The sequence below is a fragment of the Yersinia sp. 2541 StPb PI genome, assembly GCF_052217145.1.
GTDB lineage: Bacteria > Pseudomonadota > Gammaproteobacteria > Enterobacterales > Enterobacteriaceae > Yersinia > Yersinia enterocolitica_E.
The window spans coordinates 2,359,029-2,379,185 of the sequence record NZ_JAZGQB010000001.1 but is presented as its reverse complement, the minus strand read 5'-3'; the positions used below and the strand labels follow the sequence as shown (position 1 = coordinate 2,379,185).

The following is a 20,157-nucleotide window of genomic DNA, read 5'->3' as shown; positions in this document are numbered from 1 at the left end:
GTGGTGTGAGGGTACCAGCGGTAAAATACTATTATCCTTAATTATCCGTCGGAATGCGCGCTCTGCCAGTGGAATTTGCAGAAACTTACGATAAACAAGTAACAGATTTTGTCAGCATATTGCCAGTAGTGCGTTAACCCAGCATGATGAGTAATAATTATTGGGTTAGGTGTTGTGGAGTAAATATGCAGAGAAGATCACTTCGGTACTGGATGCCGGGTTTGACCCAATTGATGGCGTATGAACGTGAATGGCTCAAACCCGATGTCAGGGCGGGTCTATCCGTGGCCGCAGTCGCATTACCTATTGCTATTGCTTATGCTGAATTGACGGGGGTTAGTGCCGCTGTTGGTTTGTACTCCTGTATTTTGCCGATGATTGCCTACGCTTTCTTTGGTTCATCGCGACAATTAATCGTCGGACCTGATGCGGCAACTTGTGCGGTGATTGCCGCTGTGGTCGCGCCACTGGCTGCGGGGAGCAGTGAGGTGCATTGGCAGCTCACCATCATGATGACATTGATGATGGGCACATGGTGTCTGGTGGCCAGTCGTTTCAAACTGGGGGCTTTGGCTGATCTATTATCCCGGCCAATATTGACCGGGTTACTTAATGGGGTGGCAATTACCATTATTGTCGATCAGCTCGGTAAGGTTTTTGGTTTTATGACCCGCCCCCCACAACTGATTGAGCGGGTACTGGCATTACCCCATAATTTAATTAATAGCCATTTGCCCACCGTCGCCATTTCACTACTGACTTTTGTGGTGCTGTATGGTGTTAAGTGGTTACGACCAAACTGGCCTGCACCGCTGTTGGCGATCGTCATGGCGACCTTTGTTTCCTGGGCTGCCAATATGCAGCAATTTGGTGTGGCGGTGGTCGGCGGGTTCGATGGTGGCTTGCCAATGGTGCATTGGCCTGATTTCCAACCCGGCCTGCTGCGCGATATGGTTATCCCGGCACTTAACCTGGCCGTGGTCAGTTTTGTTAGCATGATGCTGACCGCGCGTAGTTTTGCCGCCAAAAATGGTTATGAGGTGGATGCCGATGTAGAACTGCGCGCCTTGGGTATTACCAACATTGTTTCAGCGCTATCACAAGGTTTTGCTATCAGTGGGGCCAGTACCCGTACAGCCGTAAATGACGCCAATAATGGCAAAAGCCAGTTGGTTTCTATTATTGCTGCGTTGATGATTGCGATGGTGTTGCTGTTTTTAACCCGACCGTTGCAATTTATCCCGATCGCAGCGCTGGGCGTGGTGCTGATTTATGCTGCCTGGTCACTGCTGGGATTCAGGAGTTTATGGCAATTACGTAAACGTAATACTCAGGCTTTCTATTTAGCGATATTTACTTTTGTCAGCGTAGTATTGGTCGGCGTGATTAGTGGTATTGGATTGGCGGTACTATTGGGGCTATTGCAGTTCCTGCGCACGGTATTCCGCCCAACAGAACAGTTATTAGGGGTTAATGCTGATGGTATGATCCATTCAATGCGTAGCGGCAATGGGATCAAACCTGTACCCGGCGTGATGATTTATCGTTTTAATTCACCTCTGACCTATTTTAACGTGGCGTACTTTAAGCGGCGGATTTTGAATTTGGTTGACAGCACCCCCCATCAGGCAGATTGGGTGGTTATTGATGCGGTTGCCAGTTTTACCTATGCCGATATCAGTGTTCTATCGGCGATTGATGAGCTTAAACGTGACCTGAAGCAACGCAATATTAAGTTGATACTGGCGGGAAGACGTACCGAACTAACACGCTGGTTTAGAGTTAATAAATTGAAAAGTCAGGATAATGACCTAATTCTGGTACCGGATCTCTATCTGGCACTAAAACTGATTCAAAGTAAGCAGCGGGTGGCAGAGAAACAAGAACCAGAGATAGGTGCCGAGCCTGAAGTTAGTGCATAGGTATCAATCATTGATGAACAAAAAGGGCCGTAATGGCCCTTTTTGCTTTTACTTGGCGGGGTACTTACTCCGCTGGAGTGGCAGGGCGCAACAACATATATAAACGGAACAAATACACCAGCAATAATGCAGAAACCAGATTGCTAAGCGCACTTAAAATAATAGTCGCAATCGGTGTTGGCAAAATAGTCAGGTGGCTTACCAGATACAACAGAATCAATTTGGCCGCTATCCACAGCATCATCGCAGGGATGATTAACCGCACATTGGCAAATGCTAATTTAATACTGACTCTTATGGCCGAGAAAACACCTACTTTCTCTGTGGTCACGATGATCGGTGAGAGTGATAACGCGACAGCAATGACCACACCAGGCACGATAAATATTGTTAATCCTAACTGAATCAACAAAGTACCGATAAACATCAGCAGCAGTAAGCGAGGCAAGATCGGTACTGAAATACCAATAGCTTGCAATGCACTGACCCGACGGCCCGTCGATACCATAGAAATCAGGGTTAGCATTCCACCGACTAATAACACGTTACCGACTAAGGCAGAAAAGGTGGCCGCCGCAGAGACTTTAAGCAGCACCATCTGCTGCTCCGGTGTCATCTGCGATACTATCTCACTGATACTGACACTTGCTGATGACGCAATATCACTGTCCGCAGCACTTAAAATACCCAGTTGTTCAGCATCAGGGATAAATGCCTGATTCAGCATGACGGTAATGAACGCAGTCAGTAAAGCCAGCAGCAGGATTGCCGGCAGTTGATTACGTAAAAAGTTAAAACTGTCACGGTATAAACTGTTAGCCGTGATAGGCATGAAAGCTCCTTGGGATCGAAAAAATAGCGCTAGCCGATGATTATACCTTGTTATGAGGCGCTGTGGGATCCTGTCATTAATCTAGCAGTGATTTCTTCTAATCTGATTACCTCGACGTTATCAATAGCTAACGGTGGTAACCCATAGTGCGCACGGGCGCGGTCACAGTGCGGATTATGAATTCCGGCATCCCCTGAGCGTTCAAATTCATAACAGGGTGGTGGGCGGTCGCCATAAATTGTACAGGAAACAGTGTGACCGACTTCACCTTGAAGTGCACTGCAACGGGGGGATTTACAGTTAGTACCGGACATACAGCTTATAAAGGGTGTGACTTGTTCGGTCATGGCGTTGGGCACTGTACCGCCTCCCTCTTTGGCTTCAGCCCAATAGAACGACACTCTAAAATAGGCGCAACACGCACCACAGTTCTGACACGGATTAATTTCAGCGTTCATCTTGAATCTACTGCTCCTTACAAAGTAAACAGCCAACCGATCGCGATTTCACACATACAACATCCAAGCATAGCAGCATGACAACAGTTCCATTTTTCATCAATGACTGTCAGCACAATTTGCGGCTAAATGGTTTCTATGATCCAGATCAATTTCAATATTATTAAGGAATTAAATAACCTTACATAAAATAGGATTTATTTAATTTGTTACCAAAGATGTGATCTCGATTGGATCATGAATACTCATTTATGGGTATATTTTGCTCGCGAATATACCTACAAATGGAATGGATAATGAAAAAAGTCACTTTGGCATTGTTAGCTGTAGCAGCTCTGGCTCCCATTGCGGCAAGCGCGCATCAAGCAGGCGATTATATTTTCCGGGCAGGGACAGCAACAGTCAGACCAAATGCCGGGTCTGATGATGTATTAGGTTACGGTTCCTTCAAAGCGGATAACAATACTCAGTTAGGGCTGACCTTCAGCTATCTGATTACTGATAACATCGGTGTAGAATTGCTGGCTGCTACGCCGTTCCGCCATAAAATTGGTCTGGAGGCAACCGGTACCATTGCTGAAGTTAAGCAATTGCCGCCAACCTTAATGGCGCAATACTATTTCCGCGATAAACAAGACAAACTGCGCCCGTATCTGGGTATCGGCCTGAACTACACCACCTTCTTTGATGAGAAATTTAATAACACAGGGCAAGGTGCCGGTTTGACGGATTTAAGTGTTAAAGATTCGTGGGGTATTGCTGGGCAAGCGGGTATGGACTACATGGTCAGTGAAAACTGGATGCTGAATATGTCGGTCTGGTGGATGAATATCGAAACTGACGTGAAATTCAAAGCCGGGGGTGAAGAGCAAAGTATTCATACCCGTCTTGATCCATGGGTGTTTATGTTTGGCGCGGGCTATCGTTTCTAATTACCCTTCGCTCTTGCCGCTGCAGGGGTGTTAGCTGCACTCACTTACCCGAATCACTGACCTGAGTCAGTTCATCGGGATGCGTTTGCTGGCCGCCTACCTGCAACGGCAATAACTTTGGGTAATAGCCTTCGCTCTTGCCGCTGCAGGGGGGGAGCTGCACTCACTTACCCGAATCACTGACCTGAGTCAGCTCATCGGGATGCGTTTGCTGGCCGCCTACCTGCAACGGCAATAACTTTGGGTAATAGCCTTCGCTCTTGCCGCTGCAGGGGGGGTAGCTGCACTCACTTACCCGAATCACTGACCTGAGTCAGCTCATCGGGATGCGTTTGCTGGCCGCCTACCTGCAACGGCAATAACTTTGAGGAATCTCTGATGTGATTGCGGGGGCCTACAAAGGAGGCGCGAAGAGCGCCTCCGAACAGGGGATTATTTGATTTGCATTCTATCACTAACAGATTTCACCCCAGGTACGGTACGGGTGATCTGTACTGCACGGTTTGCATCCTGACGCGAACTAACAAAGCCGCTTAACTGGACCCGTCCTTTAAAGGTCTCAACACTGATTTCAGTAGATTTAAGATTCTTCTCACCCAGTAACGCCGATTTTACCTTGGTGGTCACCACAGTATCATCCAGATATCCACCTGTGCCTTCAGATTTAGGTGTTGGTGCACAGGCTGCTACTGCCATTGCCATGATTACTACAATACATAAGGCTGAAAGGGTCTTAAAAAGCTTCATAAATTACTCTCCATGTTTGCCAATAATTTAACAGGACATTACGAAAAAAATAACTTGTTGAAAGCGTTATTAACACATATTGACGTCGTGCTACTGATCACTCATCGCATCCAAAATGTAAAGAAATGCTTAGGGCGTTACATAATTATTGGTTATGAATAGTGTTAATTCAAATTTGCAGCAGATATATAGCATGGCAGGCGAGAAGTTCGAGCGAATATAGCGCCTGATCGGAACCGACAATCAGGCGCTGGTGGTGAGATTAACCGCGAGTTGCCGCTTTCATTTCAGTCACAAAACGCGACAACTGGGCTAACATCTCAGCGGGCTGTGAGACATTATTTTCAATGATTTTTACAATCGCGGAGCCTGAAATCGCACCGGCCGCACCGGCTGCCAGACTGGTCTTCACTTGTGCTGGCTCTGAAATACCAAAACCTTGTAGTGCTGGGGCGGCATTATATTCACGCAGTTTATCAATCAGATGATTCAGCGCAAGCTGACCGTGATTCTCAGCACCGGTGACACCCGCACGTGACAATAGATAGGTGTAACCACGGCCATGAGAAGCTATCTCGCGCAGTAAATCATCGTCCGCATTGGGTGGGCAGATAAAGATAGGCGCAATCCCATGGCGCAGTGCCGCTGCGCGGAACGGGGCTGACTCTTCAAAAGGTACGTCAGCAATGAGCACTGAATCGACACCGACAGCAGCACAACGCTGGTAGAAACTATCAATTCCATTGTGGAATACCAGATTTGCATACATCAGTAGGCCAATGGGAATAGCGGGGTGTTTTTTACGGATTTCCGCCAGCATTTCAAAGCAGATACCGGGTGTCACGCCAGCGGCAAAAGCCCGCAATGCTGCATTTTGAATGGTTGGGCCATCTGCAAGTGGATCTGAGAATGGTATACCCAGCTCCAACGCATCGGCACCTGCGGCAATTAATGTATCAATAATCTCTAAAGATAGAGCCGGTGTTGGATCCCCTAGCTGTACGAAAGGAACAAATGCCCCTTCTTTTTTGGCTGCTAACTGATTGAAAAGTTGCTGATAACGCTCCATTAAATCTCTCCCCGTGCTTTCAGAATATCGTGAACGGTGAAAATGTCTTTATCACCACGCCCGGACAGATTCACTACCAATATCTGTTCTTTTTCCGGCGACGCTTTAATCATTTTTAAGGCATGGGCCAAGGCATGGGAGGATTCCAGTGCTGGAATAATCCCCTCTTTGCATGACAGCGCTTTAAAGGCATCGAGTGCTTCGTCATCGGTAACGGAAACATAATCAGCACGACCAATGCTATTTAAATAAGCATGCTGTGGCCCTACGGATGGGAAGTCTAACCCCGCAGAAATTGAGTAAGATTCTTCGATCTGGCCGTCACTGGTCTGCATCATCGGCGATTTCATACCGAAATAGATGCCTACTTTACCGTGTTTGAGTGGTGCACCGTGCTGGCCGGTTTCAATACCCAGCCCTGCCGGCTCAACACCAATCAGAGCAACACCTGGCTCATCGATAAAATCAGCAAACATACCAATCGCATTCGAGCCGCCACCGACGCATGCCAGCACCACATCCGGCAGACGGCCTTCCCGGGCTAACATCTGCGCTTTGGTTTCTTCGCCAATCATCCGTTGGAATTCACGCACGATAGTCGGGTAAGGGTGTGGGCCTGCTGCGGTTCCCAACATATAGTGGGCGGTTTCGTAGCTGCCAGACCAATCGCGCAGTGCTTCATTACAGGCATCTTTCAAGGTGGAAGAACCGCTGTGCACTGGGATCACTTCAGCCCCCATCAGGCGCATACGGAACACGTTGGGTGACTGGCGCTCAATGTCTTTGGCACCCATATAAATACGGCATTTCAGGCCGAGCAGGGCGCAAGCCAGTGCTGACGCTACCCCATGTTGACCTGCGCCGGTTTCCGCAATGATTTCGGTTTTACCCATGCGTTTGGCCAATAAGGCCTGACCCAAAACCTGATTGGTTTTGTGCGCGCCGCCGTGCAGCAGGTCTTCACGTTTCAGGTATAACTTGGTTTTTGTCCCAGCGGTCAAATTCTGACACAGGGTTAGCGCGGTCGGGCGACCAGCATAGTTCTTTAACAGATCCTGAAATGCTGCCTGGAACTCAGGGTCCAGTTGAGCACTGACAAAAGCCTCTTCCAGTTGCTTCAATGCTGGCATCAAAATCTGCGGCACATACATGCCACCGAACTCGCCAAAATAAGGATTAAGTGTGGTCATTTTTCTGTCCTATGGGGTTACTAAAGTGTGTCCATGAATCATGAATAAAGTTAGCCAGCAAAATTATCCATCAGTAAGCGCGTAACGTCTGGAATACAGCGGCGATCAGTTGTGGATCTTTGATGCCGGGGGCACTTTCTACACCGGAATTGAAATCAAGACCGGCACAACCCAGTTGGGCTGCTGCACAACAGTTGTCAGCGCTTAGCCCACCCGCCAGCAGCACATTATCCAGCGGTTGACCGGCCAGTAATGACCAGTCAAAGCGTTGACCGGTGCCACCGTTGCCGTGGTCCAGAACATAACGCTCGACATGCTGTGAGTTGCGTTGCGGTACACTATCGTCAACACGCAACGCCTGCCAAATTTGGCAACTGGCAGGCAGTATCGCCCGCAGTTGATTGATATAGCTCTGATCTTCTTGCCCGTGCAACTGCACTGCCACCAGCGACAGGCGCTCGGCTGTTTGCTGCACAGTTTCAATTTTGGCATCACGGAATACGCCAACATACTTCAATGGTGCGCCGCTAATCACAGTCCGTGCTTTGGCGATATCCACATAACGCGGTGAACTGCCAACAAAGATTAAACCACCATAGACGGCACCTGCTTGATAAGCTGCGGCGGCATCTTGAGCGCGGGTCAGGCCGCAGACTTTATTTTCACCGAGTAACACACGGCGCACCGCAGCATTGAGATCGGGTTCAGACATCAACGCGCTGCCAATCAGGAACCCGTTGGCAAAGTGACTCAGTTCGCGCACCTGTTGGTAATTATTAATACCTGACTCGCTAATAACCGTGACACCTTTTGGCAGCCGTGGGGCCAGTTCGCGGGTGCGATCAAGGCTTATCGACAAGTCACGCAGATCCCGGTTATTAATACCGACCACTTTGGCACCCAATGCTATTGCCCGATCCAGTTCTTCAGCATTACTGGCCTCGGTCAACACCCCCATATTTAGGCTGTGTGCTACGGCGGCCAGTTGGCGATAGCTGTCATCATCGAGCACCGATAGCATCAGTAAAATGGCGTCAGCCTGATAAAAACGCGCCAATTGAATCTGATAGGCGTCGATAATAAAGTCTTTACACAGCACCGGCTGAGTGACGGCAGCACTGACGAGTGGTAAGAAATCAAAGTTGCCCTGGAAGTACTTTTCATCGGTTAATACCGAGATGGCCGATGCATAATTTTTATAAACTGCTGCAATGTCTGCCGGATTAAAGTTCTCGCGGATAACCCCCTTAGACGGGGATGCCTTCTTACATTCCAGAATAAAAACGGTCTTACTGCCTTGCAGCGCGTGATAAAAGTCGCGCTGGCTCAGGGTAATATCGTTTTGAAAGCTAGCCAGAGGCTGTTGCAATTTCCGAGCGGCAACCCAGATTTCCTTATCGTGCACAATGTGGTGGAGCACGGTTTTATTAAGCCCAGTTTCCTGCATGATTTATCCTCTCGCCGCCAGAGCGGTAACACGATCAAAAGCCTGACCGCTGTGAATCATTTCCAATGCCTGCTGTGCGTTATGGCGCAGGTTTTCCTGACCGTGCAACTTCAGCAATAACGCCACGTTAGCCGCAACGGCTGCGGCGTGTGCCGGTTCACCTTTACCTTGTAACAACCGTGCTAAAATGTCACGGTTTTCTTCCGGTGCGCCGCCTTGTAACGCGCCCAGTGAATAACGGTTCAGACCAAAATCTTCCGGTGCTAATTCATAGCTTTCGATGCTGCCGTTATTCAGCTCAGCAACCTGAGTCGGTGCATGAATCGCCACTTCATCCATTCCCCCACCATGTACCACCGCAGCACGCTGGTAACCCAACACTTGTAGGGTTTGCGCGATGGGTAATACCAACTCAGGGCTGTAAACACCAATCAGCGCCAACGGCGGGCGAGCCGGATTGATTAATGGCCCCAACACATTAAACAGGGTGCGGGTCTTCAACTGCTGGCGAACCGGCATCGCGTGGCGAAAGCCAGTGTGATACTGCGGCGCAAACAGGAAACAAACCCCTAACTCATCCAAGGCTAATCTGGATTGTTCCGCGCTCATGTCCAGGCGAATACCAAATGCGGCCAGCAAGTCTGATGAACCGGAACGGCTGGAAACACTGCGATTGCCATGTTTGGCCACTTTTACGCCACAACTGGCGGCAACAAAGGCGCTGGCGGTAGATATATTGATACTGTTAGTGCCGTCACCCCCGGTACCAACGATATCGGCGAACAGGTAATCCGGGCGCGGGAAGGGCTGTGCATCCGCCAATAAGGCTTGCGCGGCACCCGCTATTTCGGCAGGTGTTTCACCGCGTACTTTCATACTGATTAACGCCGCCGCCAATTGGCTCGCTTCCAGTTCACCTCGCACGATAGAGCTAAACAGGATTTGGCTTTCCGCTTGGGTCAGGGATTTAGCCTGAAACAGTTTTTCCAATAATAATTCTTTTGATAATAATAAGTTTTGCATCTTATAGTCCTTAATTACACCCTACCCAAAGAACATGGTGTTACAGGTGACAGCATGCGAGTAACGAATGTAGCTAACACCGCTACAGCTTCATGTGTGGAGGGCATAATGCCCAGTCCAGCGTCTGCTCAAGCAAACGGGCACCATGGGTGGTTAAAATAGATTCCGGGTGGAATTGGTAGCCACACACCCGATGTGCGTCATGGCGCACCGCCATGACCATCTCACCAAAACGGGCGTTAACGGTTAATTCTGTTGGGATATTGCTGCCCACTAATGAGTGGTAGCGGGCTACTGGCAGCGGATTCGGCATGCCTGCAAACATAGCTTGTCCATCGTGTTCAATGGCCGAGGCTTTGCCGTGCAGTATCTCTCCGGCCTGTCCTACATGGCCGCCATAAGCTTCGACAATGGCCTGGTGGCCAAGGCAAATACCGATAATCGGTAACTGGCCGCGTAGACGTTGCAATAATTCGGGCATACACCCCGCCTGTGCCGGTGTGCCAGGGCCGGGTGAGAGCATCAGCACCGGTTGTTCGAGTTGTTGCAAGCGGGCGATAATGGTATCGGCGGCGATTTGGTTACGGTAAATCACCACCCGATGGCCACTGGAGCGTAATTGGTCCACCAGGTTGTAAGTAAATGAGTCAATATTATCGAGCAGCAAGATATCAGCCATTAGAAGATCTCCCTGGCATGGTGTGCGCTAGCAATTGCCCGTAGAACCGCACGTGCTTTATTGCGAGTTTCATCGGCTTCGGCCTGTGGAATGGAGTCAATCACCACACCGGCCCCCGCTTGAACCGTGGCGACACCGTCTTCGACATAAGCTGAGCGGATAACAATGCAGGTATCCAAATCGCCGTGTGCGGTAAAGTAACCCACCGCGCCACCGTAACTGCCCCGACGTGCGCCCTCACTGCCAGCAATCAATTGCATAGCGCGGACTTTCGGTGCGCCGCTCAGGGTGCCCATATTCATACAGGCTTGATAAGCATGCAGTACATCCAGATCCTGACGCAGCGTGCCCACTACGCGCGAGACCAAATGCATCACAAAGGAATAGCGGTCAACTTTAGTTAAATCGGCCACATAGCGGCTACCCGGCTCGCAGATGCGGGCTAAATCATTACGGGCTAAATCCACCAGCATCAGATGTTCAGCCAATTCTTTATGGTCAGTGCGCATCTCCAGCTCAATACGGCTGTCTAAATCACGATCCAATTCACCATTGGCACGGCGGCCACGCGGGCGCGTACCGGCAATCGGGTAAATCTCAATCTGGCGGTTGGTGGCGTCATATTTCAGCGCACTTTCCGGTGAAGCACCAAACAGGGAGAATTCGTTATCCTGCATAAAGAACATATACGGGCTGGGATTATGGTCTTTCAATGTTTGGTATGCCGCCAGTGGTGAGGGGCAAGGCAGTGAGAAACGGCGCGAAGGAACAACCTGGAAAATTTCGCCTTCTCGGATTGCTATCTGCAATTGGGCCACCACTGCACCGTACTCTGCGTCTGATTGGTTACACTGTAACGCCATCTCAGGCACTGACTGGGCAGGGATCGGTTGTGGTGCTTGCTGTAGCTGGTGGCTAACTTGTTCTAACCGCTGGGTCAGACGCAAATGTTCGCTAGCGTCGGCGGTAAACAAACTGGCTTGCAACTGCGTCGAGCGATGCTGATGATCCAATATCAACAAGGTTTCGGCTAAATAGAAGCAGAAATCTGGGCAACGTTGGTCCTGGCGCAGCGGGGGTAAATTTTCAAAACCCGCCACCAAATCGTAAGCGAATAGACCACCAATGAATACGGCCTCCCGCTCAGCTTCGGGTGCATCGACCAGTTTTAGTAGCAAACGTAGCGCATCAAAAACCGACAATGACTGTAAACGAGAGTCTTCATCTTGCACTTCGTTAATGATAGGGAAGGTTAATTCACGGCCATTCGGGCGCACTTGAATCTCTACTTGTGGCGGTAACGCAGCATCTAACAGCGGTAATAACGACGCGCCATTGCGACTGAGTGCTTCAATCGTGACTTTCTGCTCAAGGGCGGTAATACGTAAAGCGCTATCAATAATCAGCAGGCTTTTTAAGTTCTGTTTACTGGTCACTTCTGCGGATTCAAGCAGCAGAGTGGCTGGTCGTGCGCCGCAGAGCTGGTGAAACAGCGCGGTTGGGTCATCGCGGTAACACGCCGGGGTGCTCAGTAACTGTAATGTGGGGCGCGAAGTTTGCATCATTTATCTTTCCTGAAAAGTGATTACGCCGAAATCTAACCATAAAAAAGCCCGCTATTAGCGGGCTGAAGCAATCTGCATTGTCTGGTGACTGATATGCGTGATTACATCGCCCGAGAGAGGGAGATGTGCCACCAACGCAGTAAGGAAATCAGGGAAGTTTTCATTATCAGTCACTACTCTCTATGATTGCATTCAGTTTATTCCCCTTGCCCTTGACGCCGTAGGGGGTTAGCTACGTTCACTTGCTGTTTACTCAGACGTTTAAGTGCCCTGTGAACTTGTGTACTAGTTAACTGGTTCACGAGGTAAATGTCAACCCTTGATTGATTGTTTTCTAACAAAGTCTGTGCGGTTATCTATTTCACTTTAATTTCGATACGGTGGCAGAGCACGACTAAGTTTGATTAACGTTAGTGTGTTATTAACAGGTATGATAGCCCGCCACGCTTTTTCGGATTTTTGTTTTGGTTAATAAGACCATTTTGATAAATAAACCTGTTTTGACTGATAACACCACCTTATCTGATAGGGCTGATGCCACCATATCAACGGCCTTTACACTTTATGATTTGCATAGCCATACCACTGCGTCGGACGGCTTGTTAACCCCTTCGGCACTGGTAATAAGAGCAGCGCAGATGCGGGTAGGTGTTTTGGCTATTACCGATCACGATACCACCGCAGGGTTGGCTGAAGCCGCCGCCACCATTGCCCAGCAACAATTGGCACTACGGCTTATCCCTGGGGTGGAAATTTCTACATTATGGGAAAACCACGAGATCCATATTGTGGGATTAGGTATTGATACCCAGCATGCCAGTATTGGCAAATTATTGAGTGAGCAGTCCAACTATCGCTATATTCGGGCGCAGGAAATAAGCGCGCGACTGGAAAAAGCGCGTATTCCCGGTGCCTGGGACGGAGCTAACCGCTTGGCGGGGGGCGGACAGGTAACCCGTGGGCATTTTGCCCGCTATCTGGTGGAGTTGGGGTTGGCGAGTAACGTTGGGCAGGTTTTTAAAAAGTATTTAGCCAAAGGCAAGACCGGTTATGTCCCCGCACAATGGTGTACAATAGAACAAGCTATTGAAGCAATTAAGCAATCTGGTGGGCAAGCGGTACTGGCGCATCCGGGTCGTTACGATTTAACCGCCAAATGGTTGAAACGTTTATTAGCCCATTTTGCCGAGCATGGCGGTGATGCCATGGAAGTTGCCCAGTGCCAACAAGCCCCCCATGAACGAGCGCAGCTTGCACAGTATGCGCGCGACTATAATTTACTGGCATCCCAGGGATCTGATTTCCATCAGCCTTGCGCCTGGATTGAATTGGGCCGCAAATTGTGGCTGCCCGCAGGGGTGGAACCAGTATGGCGTGATTGGCCTGTAGAGCCAGCTAACGCGAACGTTGAATGATGAGGTAGTGTCATGAGTCAATTTTTTTATATACACCCGGAAAACCCTCAGCCGCGACTGATCAACCAAAGTGTTGATGTGTTACGCAAGGGCGGGGTGGTGGTTTATCCGACAGATTCTGGTTATGCCCTTGGCTGCCGTTTAGAAGATAAAGCGGCAATGGAACGTATTTGCCGTATCCGTCAATTAGATGGTAATCATAACTTCACACTGGTGTGCCGTGATTTGTCGGAGTTATCGACTTATGCATATGTTGATAATTCAGCGTTTCGACTTATCAAAAATAATACCCCGGGTAATTACACCTTTATATTGAAGGCGACGAAAGAAGTTCCTCGGCGTTTGATGAATGACAAACGTAAAACTATTGGTTTACGTGTGCCTTCTAACCCTATTGCGCTGGCGTTGCTGGATGTATTAGGCGAGCCTTTGATGTCGACGACATTGATGCTACCGGGTAATGACTTTGCTGAATCCGACCCGGAAGAGATCAAAGACCATCTCGGTAAGCAAGTGGATTTAATCATCCATGGCGGTTCATTAGGGCAGCAACCCACTACAGTTATTGATCTGACTGATTCCTCTCCTGAAGTTATTCGTGAAGGAGCGGGGGACGCCACGCCGTTCCGCTAAATATCTTTAATATCTGGGGTATTGGATACGGCATAACCGAAAGGTACCGGTATCCAACCCAGATGACATGCTCAATCACGGGTGTTAGAAGGCATATTTCACACTAAGCCCGCCAGCTACACCTTCGCGTTTTCCGCTGTAACCTGACAGTTTCAGGTCCATAGACAGATTCTTTTCTTTAGTCGGTGTGATACGAATGCCCACTTCACCAATGCCCGTGCTCCCTTTAATGCCCGCAGAATCGATATTATCCCCATCGATAGTCCCCTTGGCTTTACCATCAAACTCATATTCATAGGCAACCCCGCCGATAACATCCAGTTTAGGTGTGGCATGATAGGTAACAGTAACGCCGGTATTCACACGCTGTGAGTTCAACGCCGAAAACGTCAGCTTCTCACCCTGGGAATTGGTGACACTGTCACTGCCCACTCGAGTCGACAGGATACTGGCATGGGTGTCTAGTTTCACCGCCGGCGTCATGGCATAGCGATAGCCGGTTTTCAGCTGCCCGCTGACATAAGGTGACGCGCTGTCATAATGGCTCGCAACCCCGCCATTCACACCGAAATCAGCAGAAGAAAAGTCGCTAGATACCCGCCCTGCACGCAGAGAACTGTTGAGGTAAATAGCGTCAGTGAATGCATAGTTGGCAATAATACCTGCACCTTTATAGTCGACATTTCCGTTACTTTTTACACTGGCCAATCCGCTAAAATCATTATAGGCGTCATAGCTACCCCAGCCGGCTTCAAACAGGCCACCGAGGGTGAGTTGCCCCAGATTCTTGGTGATACCGGTGGTCAAAGCGAAGCTATCCATATCAATGTGGGAACCGGTGTTGTAACGGCTCTTGCTGCCGGAGGTAAGACCAAACAGTGCCACCCCATTATCATCACGGTAAAGTTGTGCTATATCCAACCCGGCAAGCAGGTCGCTGCCTTGATTGATTAAAAACATGCCTGGCAGACGGCCTTCCAAATAGGCTTTAGTCTGTGGGTTTGCGTCAAAACCGGTGGTCGGGCCGTTTTCCCGGCTTAATTGGGTTACGCTATCTAACGACGCTTTTACTGCATCATTTTCCCGATACACTCTGATATCCGCCAGTTTTGCCGTACCAATTGTGACTTTTTGCGTGTTATTTAACGTCGGCTCACCCCCGGTGACATTTGAGATAAGCGTAATAGCATCACCCTTGACCAGGTTGCTGTCCTTACTGATACCGGTCACTGCAATAGCCGCATTGTCGATATTAGCCGCGTTAGTCAGTGCAATCAAAACATCATTATTTTTAATATTGTTGTTCAGATAGAAATTATAAAAGGCAAAATTACCGATCTTATTCAGAGTGATAGGGTTGGCGGAAAAATTAAAAGTATTGCCGGTGAAAGCATCACCATATGAGGTTGCGATACCGTCGAACATATCCGCATATCCCCCCCATATTTCACTACTATTAGCGTTAAATACCGGAGCGCCTGACAGCGTAATGGTGTTATTGATTGCAGTGGCATTCTCGGGGGTTGGTGCGCCACCAAAGCTTGAGGCATAACCGCCATAAATAAGGCCACTGAATACACCGCCATTCAGCGTAAGAGTGTTGGCATTACTTTTCACACTGATACTGCTACTTTCTCCTGGGGTTATTTGGTCAATCATGGTGATAGCTTCTGCGTAGCCACCATAAATAGAACCAATAAAGGAACCATCATTAATAACAATTGTATTGCCACTGCTTGAGGCGCTGGCGTTCGCCTGAGTTTTATCTACGCTGTTAGCGCCATAGGCAAAAGCAAACACATTGGTATAGGCATATCCACCATGCACAGGGCCACTAAACGAACCGCCATTAATCGTAATGTTATTGGTATCACTGGTGGCGCGCGCATCAGCCAAACTTCTGGCGATGCTGCCAGTACCGTAGGCGTTTGCCAAAGCATTGCCATTGCTAACAGAATAACCGCCGTAAATATCACCCTTGAACACACCATTGTTAATAATGATCGTATTCATATTACTGCTGGCGTTTGCATAGGCATCACTTTCGGCAATGTGACTTATCGCCATAGCGCTTACCATGGCATCGCTATTGGCATCGGCACTGGCATAACCGCCATAAATATCGCCGTTAAATAAACCATTATTGACGACAACCGTATTATTATTACTTGCCCCATTAGCATCAGCACGGCTCATAACCGCATCAGTATTACTTACGTTAGACGTTGATGCGACAGCATCAGCAGACCCGCCAAGAATAGATTGCAATGTGGCGGATGCGGGCGTATCGACAGTAACAGTATACCCGGAGGCATCGGTGCTCTCTGAACCCTGCGCCAATACGCCGATAATATCAGTACTTGAGGCTGTAGTGACCGTGCAGGCACTATCAGCCGATGTTCTGGCGGGGTCGTTACACTCAATAGCATAAGCACTGGAGGCCGCACCAGTCATTAACGTTGCCATCAGGCAGCGGGTAATAATATTTAATTTTTGGATTGTAATAGGTTTCATATAGATGAATACATCCTGGTGATAATAATGATTACAAGAAAGATAAAATCGAAATAAGAAAACGGAATAGAAATAAGAAGTGAGAAATTGAGAAAAGAAAGGCTTGGTTTTTAATCGGGTTTAAACTCGCCTTATCGAGTTAGAATTAGCACTGCAGATGGCAGTTGATGGAGTACATCTTAAATTGATTTAGATCACAAAATAATCAGACAGGCATCCAATCGGTGTAGGATTATTCTTGTATTGCACGATTTTTATCCATTTTGGCCATGGCACTGTGGATCTCTGGGTAAGTGAAAAGGGTGGTCAGACACTTTTTGAATCCTTGAGTGTGAAATTAGTGTAATATGTCGGGTCACGAACCAGTGTGTGAGGCCGCCTGCACCCTTTTTAGTGCGCCATGCTGTGTTCTAAAATGTATTACATTCAGTGAGTTTCGCTTGATTGCGAGCTTAACTTGTTGATTACAATATATAATTCGACGCCTGTGAAGGCGACATTAGAGGTTGCTCAATGAGCGAGAAGTCAGAAAACCAAAAATTACCAAACTCAAAGCCACAAAGCCCTAAACCGCAGGGCGATAAAATTGTGGGTGAAAAATTACAGAAAGTCTTGGCACGTGCCGGTCATGGTTCGCGTCGGGAAATCGAAACTATTATCCAACAAGGCCGTGTCAGCGTTGATGGTAAAATATCAACGCTGGGTGATCGTGTTGAAGTCACTCAGGCCACCAAAATTCGCCTCGATGGTCATCTTCTTTCTATTAAAGAATCTGAAGAGGCTGTTTGCCGTGTTCTGGCGTATTACAAGCCGGAAGGTGAACTCTGTACCCGTAATGATCCCGAAGGTCGCCCAACAGTATTCGATCGTTTACCTAAACTGCGCGGTTCGCGCTGGGTGGCGGTAGGCCGTCTGGATGTTAATACGTCAGGGTTATTATTGTTCACCACTGACGGTGAACTTGCCAACCGTCTGATGCATCCAAGCCGTGAAGTTGAACGCGAATATGCCGTGCGGGTGTTTGGTCAAATCGATGACGAAAAAATCAAACAACTTAGCCGTGGCGTGCAGTTGGAAGATGGTCCAGCGGCTTTCCGCACCATTAGCTTCCAAGGCGGAGAGGGGATTAACCAGTGGTATAACGTTACGTTGACCGAAGGGCGCAACCGTGAAGTTCGCCGCTTGTGGGAAGCTGTTGGCGTGCAGGTTAGCCGCCTGATTCGTGTGCGTTATGGCGATATTAATTTGCCGAAGGGCCTGCCACGAGGTGGCTGGACCGAATTGGATCTGAAGGCAACCAACTACTTGCGTGAGTTGGTCGAATTGGATTCTGAAACTGTCAGTAAACTGCCTGTTGAGAAAGACCGACGCCGGGTTAAAGCCAATCAAATCCGTCGTGCGGTTAAACGCCACACTGAAGTCGCTGGCCGTCAGGTCGCGGGTCGTCAAGGTTCTGCTCGTAAAAGTTCTACTCGTCAAAATACGGGTAATGCAGCGCCAGCAGCAACGACTGCTCGACGCGGATCTAACAAGCGCGGGTAATTTGTCTAATGGGGAGGGATCATTTTCTCCCCATCATTGATTTTAAGCATTCACATCCCTCCGTCAGCTATTGTGTTTCTTCCTGAAGTATAAAAAACCACCATCCATCTATTGGATAGTATAATATTTCTATAATAAATGTTTTTACCACATATACACACCGTCAACCACGATAAGATACCGCTAGTCTCTAAATATTCGGCGTGACTATATTGCTCTTGGGGAATACCCCTCGGATTTAAAATCTCAGGAGCATTAATATGAAAAAGTCTCTGTTAACGACCAGCGCGGCTATTTTATTTGTCGTCGGCACCGGATTCTCATCTGTAACTTATGCTTGTGCTGGGCCTCACTCTTACTCTCACTATGGTGACAATTGCCAAAACACGTGTGGTTCGCTCCCTAAACCATTGAAAAAAATCTGCTATTTTGACAGCACACAACACCAAGCGCAGTCGTCAAGCCAAGTGGTCCCTGGGATGGCAACACTAACTCCCGCCATTGGGACATTGACCCCGTCAAAAATACCCATGATCCCTCTAGAGAAGTAATTTGGAAAACTGAGTTTGCCAAAAGGGGCCGTAAGTTTAGATCTCATTATATATAGCGAAAAATGCCGCAGATATTGCCTCTGCGGCATTTCATTGGTTTGCATGAATACTGCGAATTACCAGTCAATACCTTGTTGTGCTTTAATTCCGGCATCAAAAGCATGTTTGACCGGGCGTAATTCACTGACGGTATCGGCCATTTCCAACAAATCGCGGTGGCAGCCACGGCCAGTAATAATCACGGTTTGATGGGCAGGGCGCTGTTTGAGGGCGGTGATGACCTCATCAAGTGGCAGATAGTCATAGGCGACCATATAAGTCAGCTCATCGAGCACCACTAAATCCAGGCTTGGGTCTGCCAACATGCGCAAACCGTGCTGCCAAACACCTTGGCAGGCGGCAGTGTCAGTTTCTCTATTCTGAGTATTCCAGGTAAAACCGGTCGCCATAACCTGAAATTCGACCCCATGCTGTTGCAGCAGGTTTTTCTCACCGTTAGGCCATTCACCTTTAATAAACTGAATCACCCCCGCTTTCAGACCATGCCCGACTGCCCGGGTCACAGTGCCAAATGCTGCAGTGGTCTTACCTTTACCGTTACCGGTAAAAATAATCATGATACCGCGTGTTTCTTGTGCTGCCGCAACCCGTGATTCAACCTTTTCTTTTATTTTTTGTTGGCGCTGCTGGTGGCGTTCTTCAGACATAACATGTTCCTTTATTCTGCGGGGCCGGCTTTACGGCCGGGTTGTGCATCGAAACTGATGCCGGTTTTTCTACGGCTATCATCGCTCATGAGATAAAGATATAGCGGCATAATATCAGCAGGTGTTTTTAATTTAGTTGTATCTTCGTCAGGGAAGGCGGATGCCCGCATCTGAGTTCGGGTGCCGCCCGGGTTAATACAATTCACCCGCAAATTGCTGTGTTTATATTCTTCTGCAAGCACTTGCATCATGCCTTCAGTGGCGAATTTGGATACGGCATAAGCGCCCCAGCCGGAACGACCCTGGCGACCCACGCTAGAACTGGTGAATACCAGCGAGGCGCTGTGAGATTTCAATAGTAGCGGTAAAAGTGCTTGGGTAAGCATAAATGTCGCATTTACATTCACTTGCATCACGTCCTGCCAGACGGCTATATTTTGCTGCGCCATCGGAACTATATCACCTAATAAACCGGCATTATGCAACACACCATCCAGATGTGAAACATGCTGACTTAGGGTGTCTGCCAGCTGCTGGCAATCTTGTTCCGATGCATGTAATAGGTCAAGTGGCAGTGTTACAGCGGGCAACCCTTGAGCCTCAGCTATCTGTTGTTGTACCGCCATTAATTTACTTTCAGTCCGGCCAACTAACACCAGACGAGCACCAAAACGGGCATAGGTCAGTGCCGCTTCGCGACCAATACCATCGCCTGCTCCCGTCACCAGTATAGTGCGGTTATTGAGCAGATCGTCTTTAGGTTGATAATGCATAGTTATTCCTCTTACTGGCGGCGGATATTTTATTCAGGCATGCCGCGATATCTCTTACATTCTTATATTTAAGCGAAACCAATGCAATTTTTCATTTGCGCAAGACGGCAGCTTACGGGTTCGCTAGAATGCAGATATCTCTCTAATAGCAGATGAAT

General features: G+C 48.6%; 19 protein-coding genes and 1 other annotated feature. Of the genes, 5 read left to right on the top strand and 14 right to left on the bottom strand.

Annotated features, from left to right (window positions below; all coding sequences use genetic code 11):
* Nucleotides 1-185 precede the first annotated feature (185 nt).
* Entirely contained in the window at nt 186-1,922 is a 1,737-nt protein-coding gene (locus V1953_RS10555) for a SulP family inorganic anion transporter (RefSeq protein ID WP_083158933.1), read from the top strand.
* Between the two features lie 64 nt (nt 1,923-1,986).
* On the opposite strand, the gene V1953_RS10550 is transcribed toward V1953_RS10555, so the two are convergent.
* Nucleotides 1,987-2,754 carry a YciC family protein gene (locus V1953_RS10550; protein WP_442850886.1) on the bottom strand — a complete coding sequence of 256 codons (768 nt, stop codon included), beginning with the start codon at nt 2,752-2,754 and terminating at the stop codon, nt 1,987-1,989.
* Nucleotides 2,755-2,804: 50 nt separating this feature from the next.
* Nucleotides 2,805-3,212, bottom strand: a complete 408-nt coding sequence (locus V1953_RS10545; protein ID WP_193784665.1) for a YkgJ family cysteine cluster protein — start codon at nt 3,210-3,212, stop codon at nt 2,805-2,807.
* A 296-nt stretch (nt 3,213-3,508) separates the two neighbouring features.
* Between V1953_RS10545 and ompW the strand changes: the two genes are divergently transcribed.
* Nucleotides 3,509-4,144 (top strand): outer membrane protein OmpW, encoded by a 636-nt coding sequence (gene ompW / locus V1953_RS10540; RefSeq protein WP_083158930.1) that lies wholly within the window; start codon nt 3,509-3,511, stop codon nt 4,142-4,144.
* Nucleotides 4,145-4,184: 40 nt separating this feature from the next.
* On the opposite strand, the gene V1953_RS10535 is transcribed toward ompW, so the two are convergent.
* From V1953_RS10535 to trpL, 9 genes are all read right to left on the bottom strand, one after another.
* The gene (locus V1953_RS10535; RefSeq protein ID WP_442850885.1) at nt 4,185-4,307 is read right to left on the bottom strand and encodes a hypothetical protein; all 123 of its coding nucleotides are present in this window, start codon (nt 4,305-4,307) and stop codon (nt 4,185-4,187) included.
* Between the two features lie 269 nt (nt 4,308-4,576).
* Nucleotides 4,577-4,891 (bottom strand): BON domain-containing protein, encoded by a 315-nt coding sequence (locus tag V1953_RS10530; protein ID WP_083158929.1) that lies wholly within the window; start codon nt 4,889-4,891, stop codon nt 4,577-4,579.
* A gap of 262 nt (nt 4,892-5,153) precedes the next feature.
* A complete protein-coding gene (trpA, locus tag V1953_RS10525; RefSeq protein WP_083158928.1) occupies nt 5,154-5,960 on the bottom strand; it encodes a tryptophan synthase subunit alpha in 807 nt (268 codons plus the stop codon).
* Nucleotides 5,960-7,150, bottom strand: a complete 1,191-nt coding sequence (gene trpB, locus V1953_RS10520) for a tryptophan synthase subunit beta (protein ID WP_083158927.1) — start codon at nt 7,148-7,150, stop codon at nt 5,960-5,962. Before trpB ends, trpA begins: the two co-directional genes overlap by 1 nt.
* Nucleotides 7,151-7,220: 70 nt before the next feature.
* Nucleotides 7,221-8,597: a bifunctional indole-3-glycerol-phosphate synthase TrpC/phosphoribosylanthranilate isomerase TrpF gene (trpCF, locus tag V1953_RS10515; protein WP_083158926.1), complete on the bottom strand. Its 1,377-nt coding sequence runs from the start codon at nt 8,595-8,597 to the stop codon at nt 7,221-7,223.
* A 3-nt stretch (nt 8,598-8,600) separates the two neighbouring features.
* On the bottom strand, nt 8,601-9,620 hold the full coding sequence (gene trpD, locus V1953_RS10510) for an anthranilate phosphoribosyltransferase (protein WP_050073272.1): 1,020 nt from the start codon (nt 9,618-9,620) through the stop codon (nt 8,601-8,603).
* Nucleotides 9,621-9,702: 82 nt separating this feature from the next.
* A complete protein-coding gene (locus V1953_RS10505; protein WP_083158925.1) occupies nt 9,703-10,299 on the bottom strand; it encodes a glutamine amidotransferase-related protein in 597 nt (198 codons plus the stop codon).
* Nucleotides 10,299-11,861 (bottom strand): anthranilate synthase component 1, encoded by a 1,563-nt coding sequence (locus V1953_RS10500; protein WP_083158924.1) that lies wholly within the window; start codon nt 11,859-11,861, stop codon nt 10,299-10,301. Before V1953_RS10500 ends, V1953_RS10505 begins: the two co-directional genes overlap by 1 nt.
* A gap of 41 nt (nt 11,862-11,902) precedes the next feature.
* Nucleotides 11,903-12,004 (bottom strand) — a sequence feature (Trp leader region).
* Nucleotides 11,966-12,028 (bottom strand): trp operon leader peptide, encoded by a 63-nt coding sequence (trpL, locus tag V1953_RS10495; RefSeq protein ID WP_002227930.1) that lies wholly within the window; start codon nt 12,026-12,028, stop codon nt 11,966-11,968. Its footprint overlaps the feature before it by 39 nt.
* Nucleotides 12,029-12,328: 300 nt before the next feature.
* Here trpL and rnm point away from each other — a divergent pair, with 300 nt between their 5' ends.
* Both rnm and V1953_RS10485 read left to right on the top strand, forming a co-directional pair.
* Nucleotides 12,329-13,279 carry an RNase RNM gene (rnm, locus tag V1953_RS10490; protein ID WP_442820910.1) on the top strand — a complete coding sequence of 317 codons (951 nt, stop codon included), beginning with the start codon at nt 12,329-12,331 and terminating at the stop codon, nt 13,277-13,279.
* Nucleotides 13,280-13,291: 12 nt separating this feature from the next.
* Nucleotides 13,292-13,912: an L-threonylcarbamoyladenylate synthase gene (locus tag V1953_RS10485; protein WP_005191561.1), complete on the top strand. Its 621-nt coding sequence runs from the start codon at nt 13,292-13,294 to the stop codon at nt 13,910-13,912.
* Nucleotides 13,913-13,996: 84 nt separating this feature from the next.
* Here the strand turns inward: V1953_RS10485 and V1953_RS10480 are convergent, their stop codons facing one another.
* Entirely contained in the window at nt 13,997-16,426 is a 2,430-nt protein-coding gene (locus V1953_RS10480; RefSeq protein ID WP_442850884.1) for an autotransporter domain-containing protein, read from the bottom strand.
* Nucleotides 16,427-16,939: 513 nt separating this feature from the next.
* Between V1953_RS10480 and rluB the strand changes: the two genes are divergently transcribed.
* Complete coding sequence (gene rluB / locus V1953_RS10475) at nt 16,940-17,968, top strand: 23S rRNA pseudouridine(2605) synthase RluB (RefSeq protein ID WP_102970413.1); 1,029 nt, start codon at nt 16,940-16,942, stop codon at nt 17,966-17,968.
* Nucleotides 17,969-18,635: 667 nt separating this feature from the next.
* Here rluB and cobO read toward each other — a convergent pair.
* Together cobO and V1953_RS10465 are read right to left on the bottom strand one after the other, a co-directional pair.
* Nucleotides 18,636-19,226, bottom strand: a complete 591-nt coding sequence (cobO, locus tag V1953_RS10470; RefSeq protein ID WP_083158920.1) for a cob(I)yrinic acid a,c-diamide adenosyltransferase — start codon at nt 19,224-19,226, stop codon at nt 18,636-18,638.
* Between the two features lie 11 nt (nt 19,227-19,237).
* Nucleotides 19,238-19,999, bottom strand: coding sequence for a YciK family oxidoreductase (locus V1953_RS10465; protein WP_083158919.1), 762 nt, complete (start codon nt 19,997-19,999; stop codon nt 19,238-19,240).
* Nucleotides 20,000-20,157 lie beyond the last annotated feature (158 nt).

Coding starts and splice junctions, on each gene's coding strand:
- V1953_RS10485 (WP_005191561.1), top strand. CDS start 13,292: ATGAGTCAATTTTTTTATATACACCCGGAAAACCCTCAGCCGCGACTG.
- trpD (WP_050073272.1), bottom strand. CDS start 9,620: ATGCAAAACTTATTATTATCAAAAGAATTATTATTGGAAAAACTGTTT.
- trpCF (WP_083158926.1), bottom strand. CDS start 8,597: ATGCAGGAAACTGGGCTTAATAAAACCGTGCTCCACCACATTGTGCAC.
- V1953_RS10545 (WP_193784665.1), bottom strand. CDS start 3,212: ATGAACGCTGAAATTAATCCGTGTCAGAACTGTGGTGCGTGTTGCGCC.
- V1953_RS10555 (WP_083158933.1), top strand. CDS start 186: ATGCAGAGAAGATCACTTCGGTACTGGATGCCGGGTTTGACCCAATTG.
- V1953_RS10550 (WP_442850886.1), bottom strand. CDS start 2,754: ATGCCTATCACGGCTAACAGTTTATACCGTGACAGTTTTAACTTTTTA.
- V1953_RS10465 (WP_083158919.1), bottom strand. CDS start 19,999: ATGCATTATCAACCTAAAGACGATCTGCTCAATAACCGCACTATACTG.
- V1953_RS10500 (WP_083158924.1), bottom strand. CDS start 11,861: ATGCAAACTTCGCGCCCCACATTACAGTTACTGAGCACCCCGGCGTGT.
- rluB (WP_102970413.1), top strand. CDS start 16,940: ATGAGCGAGAAGTCAGAAAACCAAAAATTACCAAACTCAAAGCCACAA.
- trpA (WP_083158928.1), bottom strand. CDS start 5,960: ATGGAGCGTTATCAGCAACTTTTCAATCAGTTAGCAGCCAAAAAAGAA.
- V1953_RS10480 (WP_442850884.1), bottom strand. CDS start 16,426: ATGAAACCTATTACAATCCAAAAATTAAATATTATTACCCGCTGCCTG.
- ompW (WP_083158930.1), top strand. CDS start 3,509: ATGAAAAAAGTCACTTTGGCATTGTTAGCTGTAGCAGCTCTGGCTCCC.
- V1953_RS10505 (WP_083158925.1), bottom strand. CDS start 10,299: ATGGCTGATATCTTGCTGCTCGATAATATTGACTCATTTACTTACAAC.
- V1953_RS10530 (WP_083158929.1), bottom strand. CDS start 4,891: ATGAAGCTTTTTAAGACCCTTTCAGCCTTATGTATTGTAGTAATCATG.
- cobO (WP_083158920.1), bottom strand. CDS start 19,226: ATGTCTGAAGAACGCCACCAGCAGCGCCAACAAAAAATAAAAGAAAAG.
- trpB (WP_083158927.1), bottom strand. CDS start 7,150: ATGACCACACTTAATCCTTATTTTGGCGAGTTCGGTGGCATGTATGTG.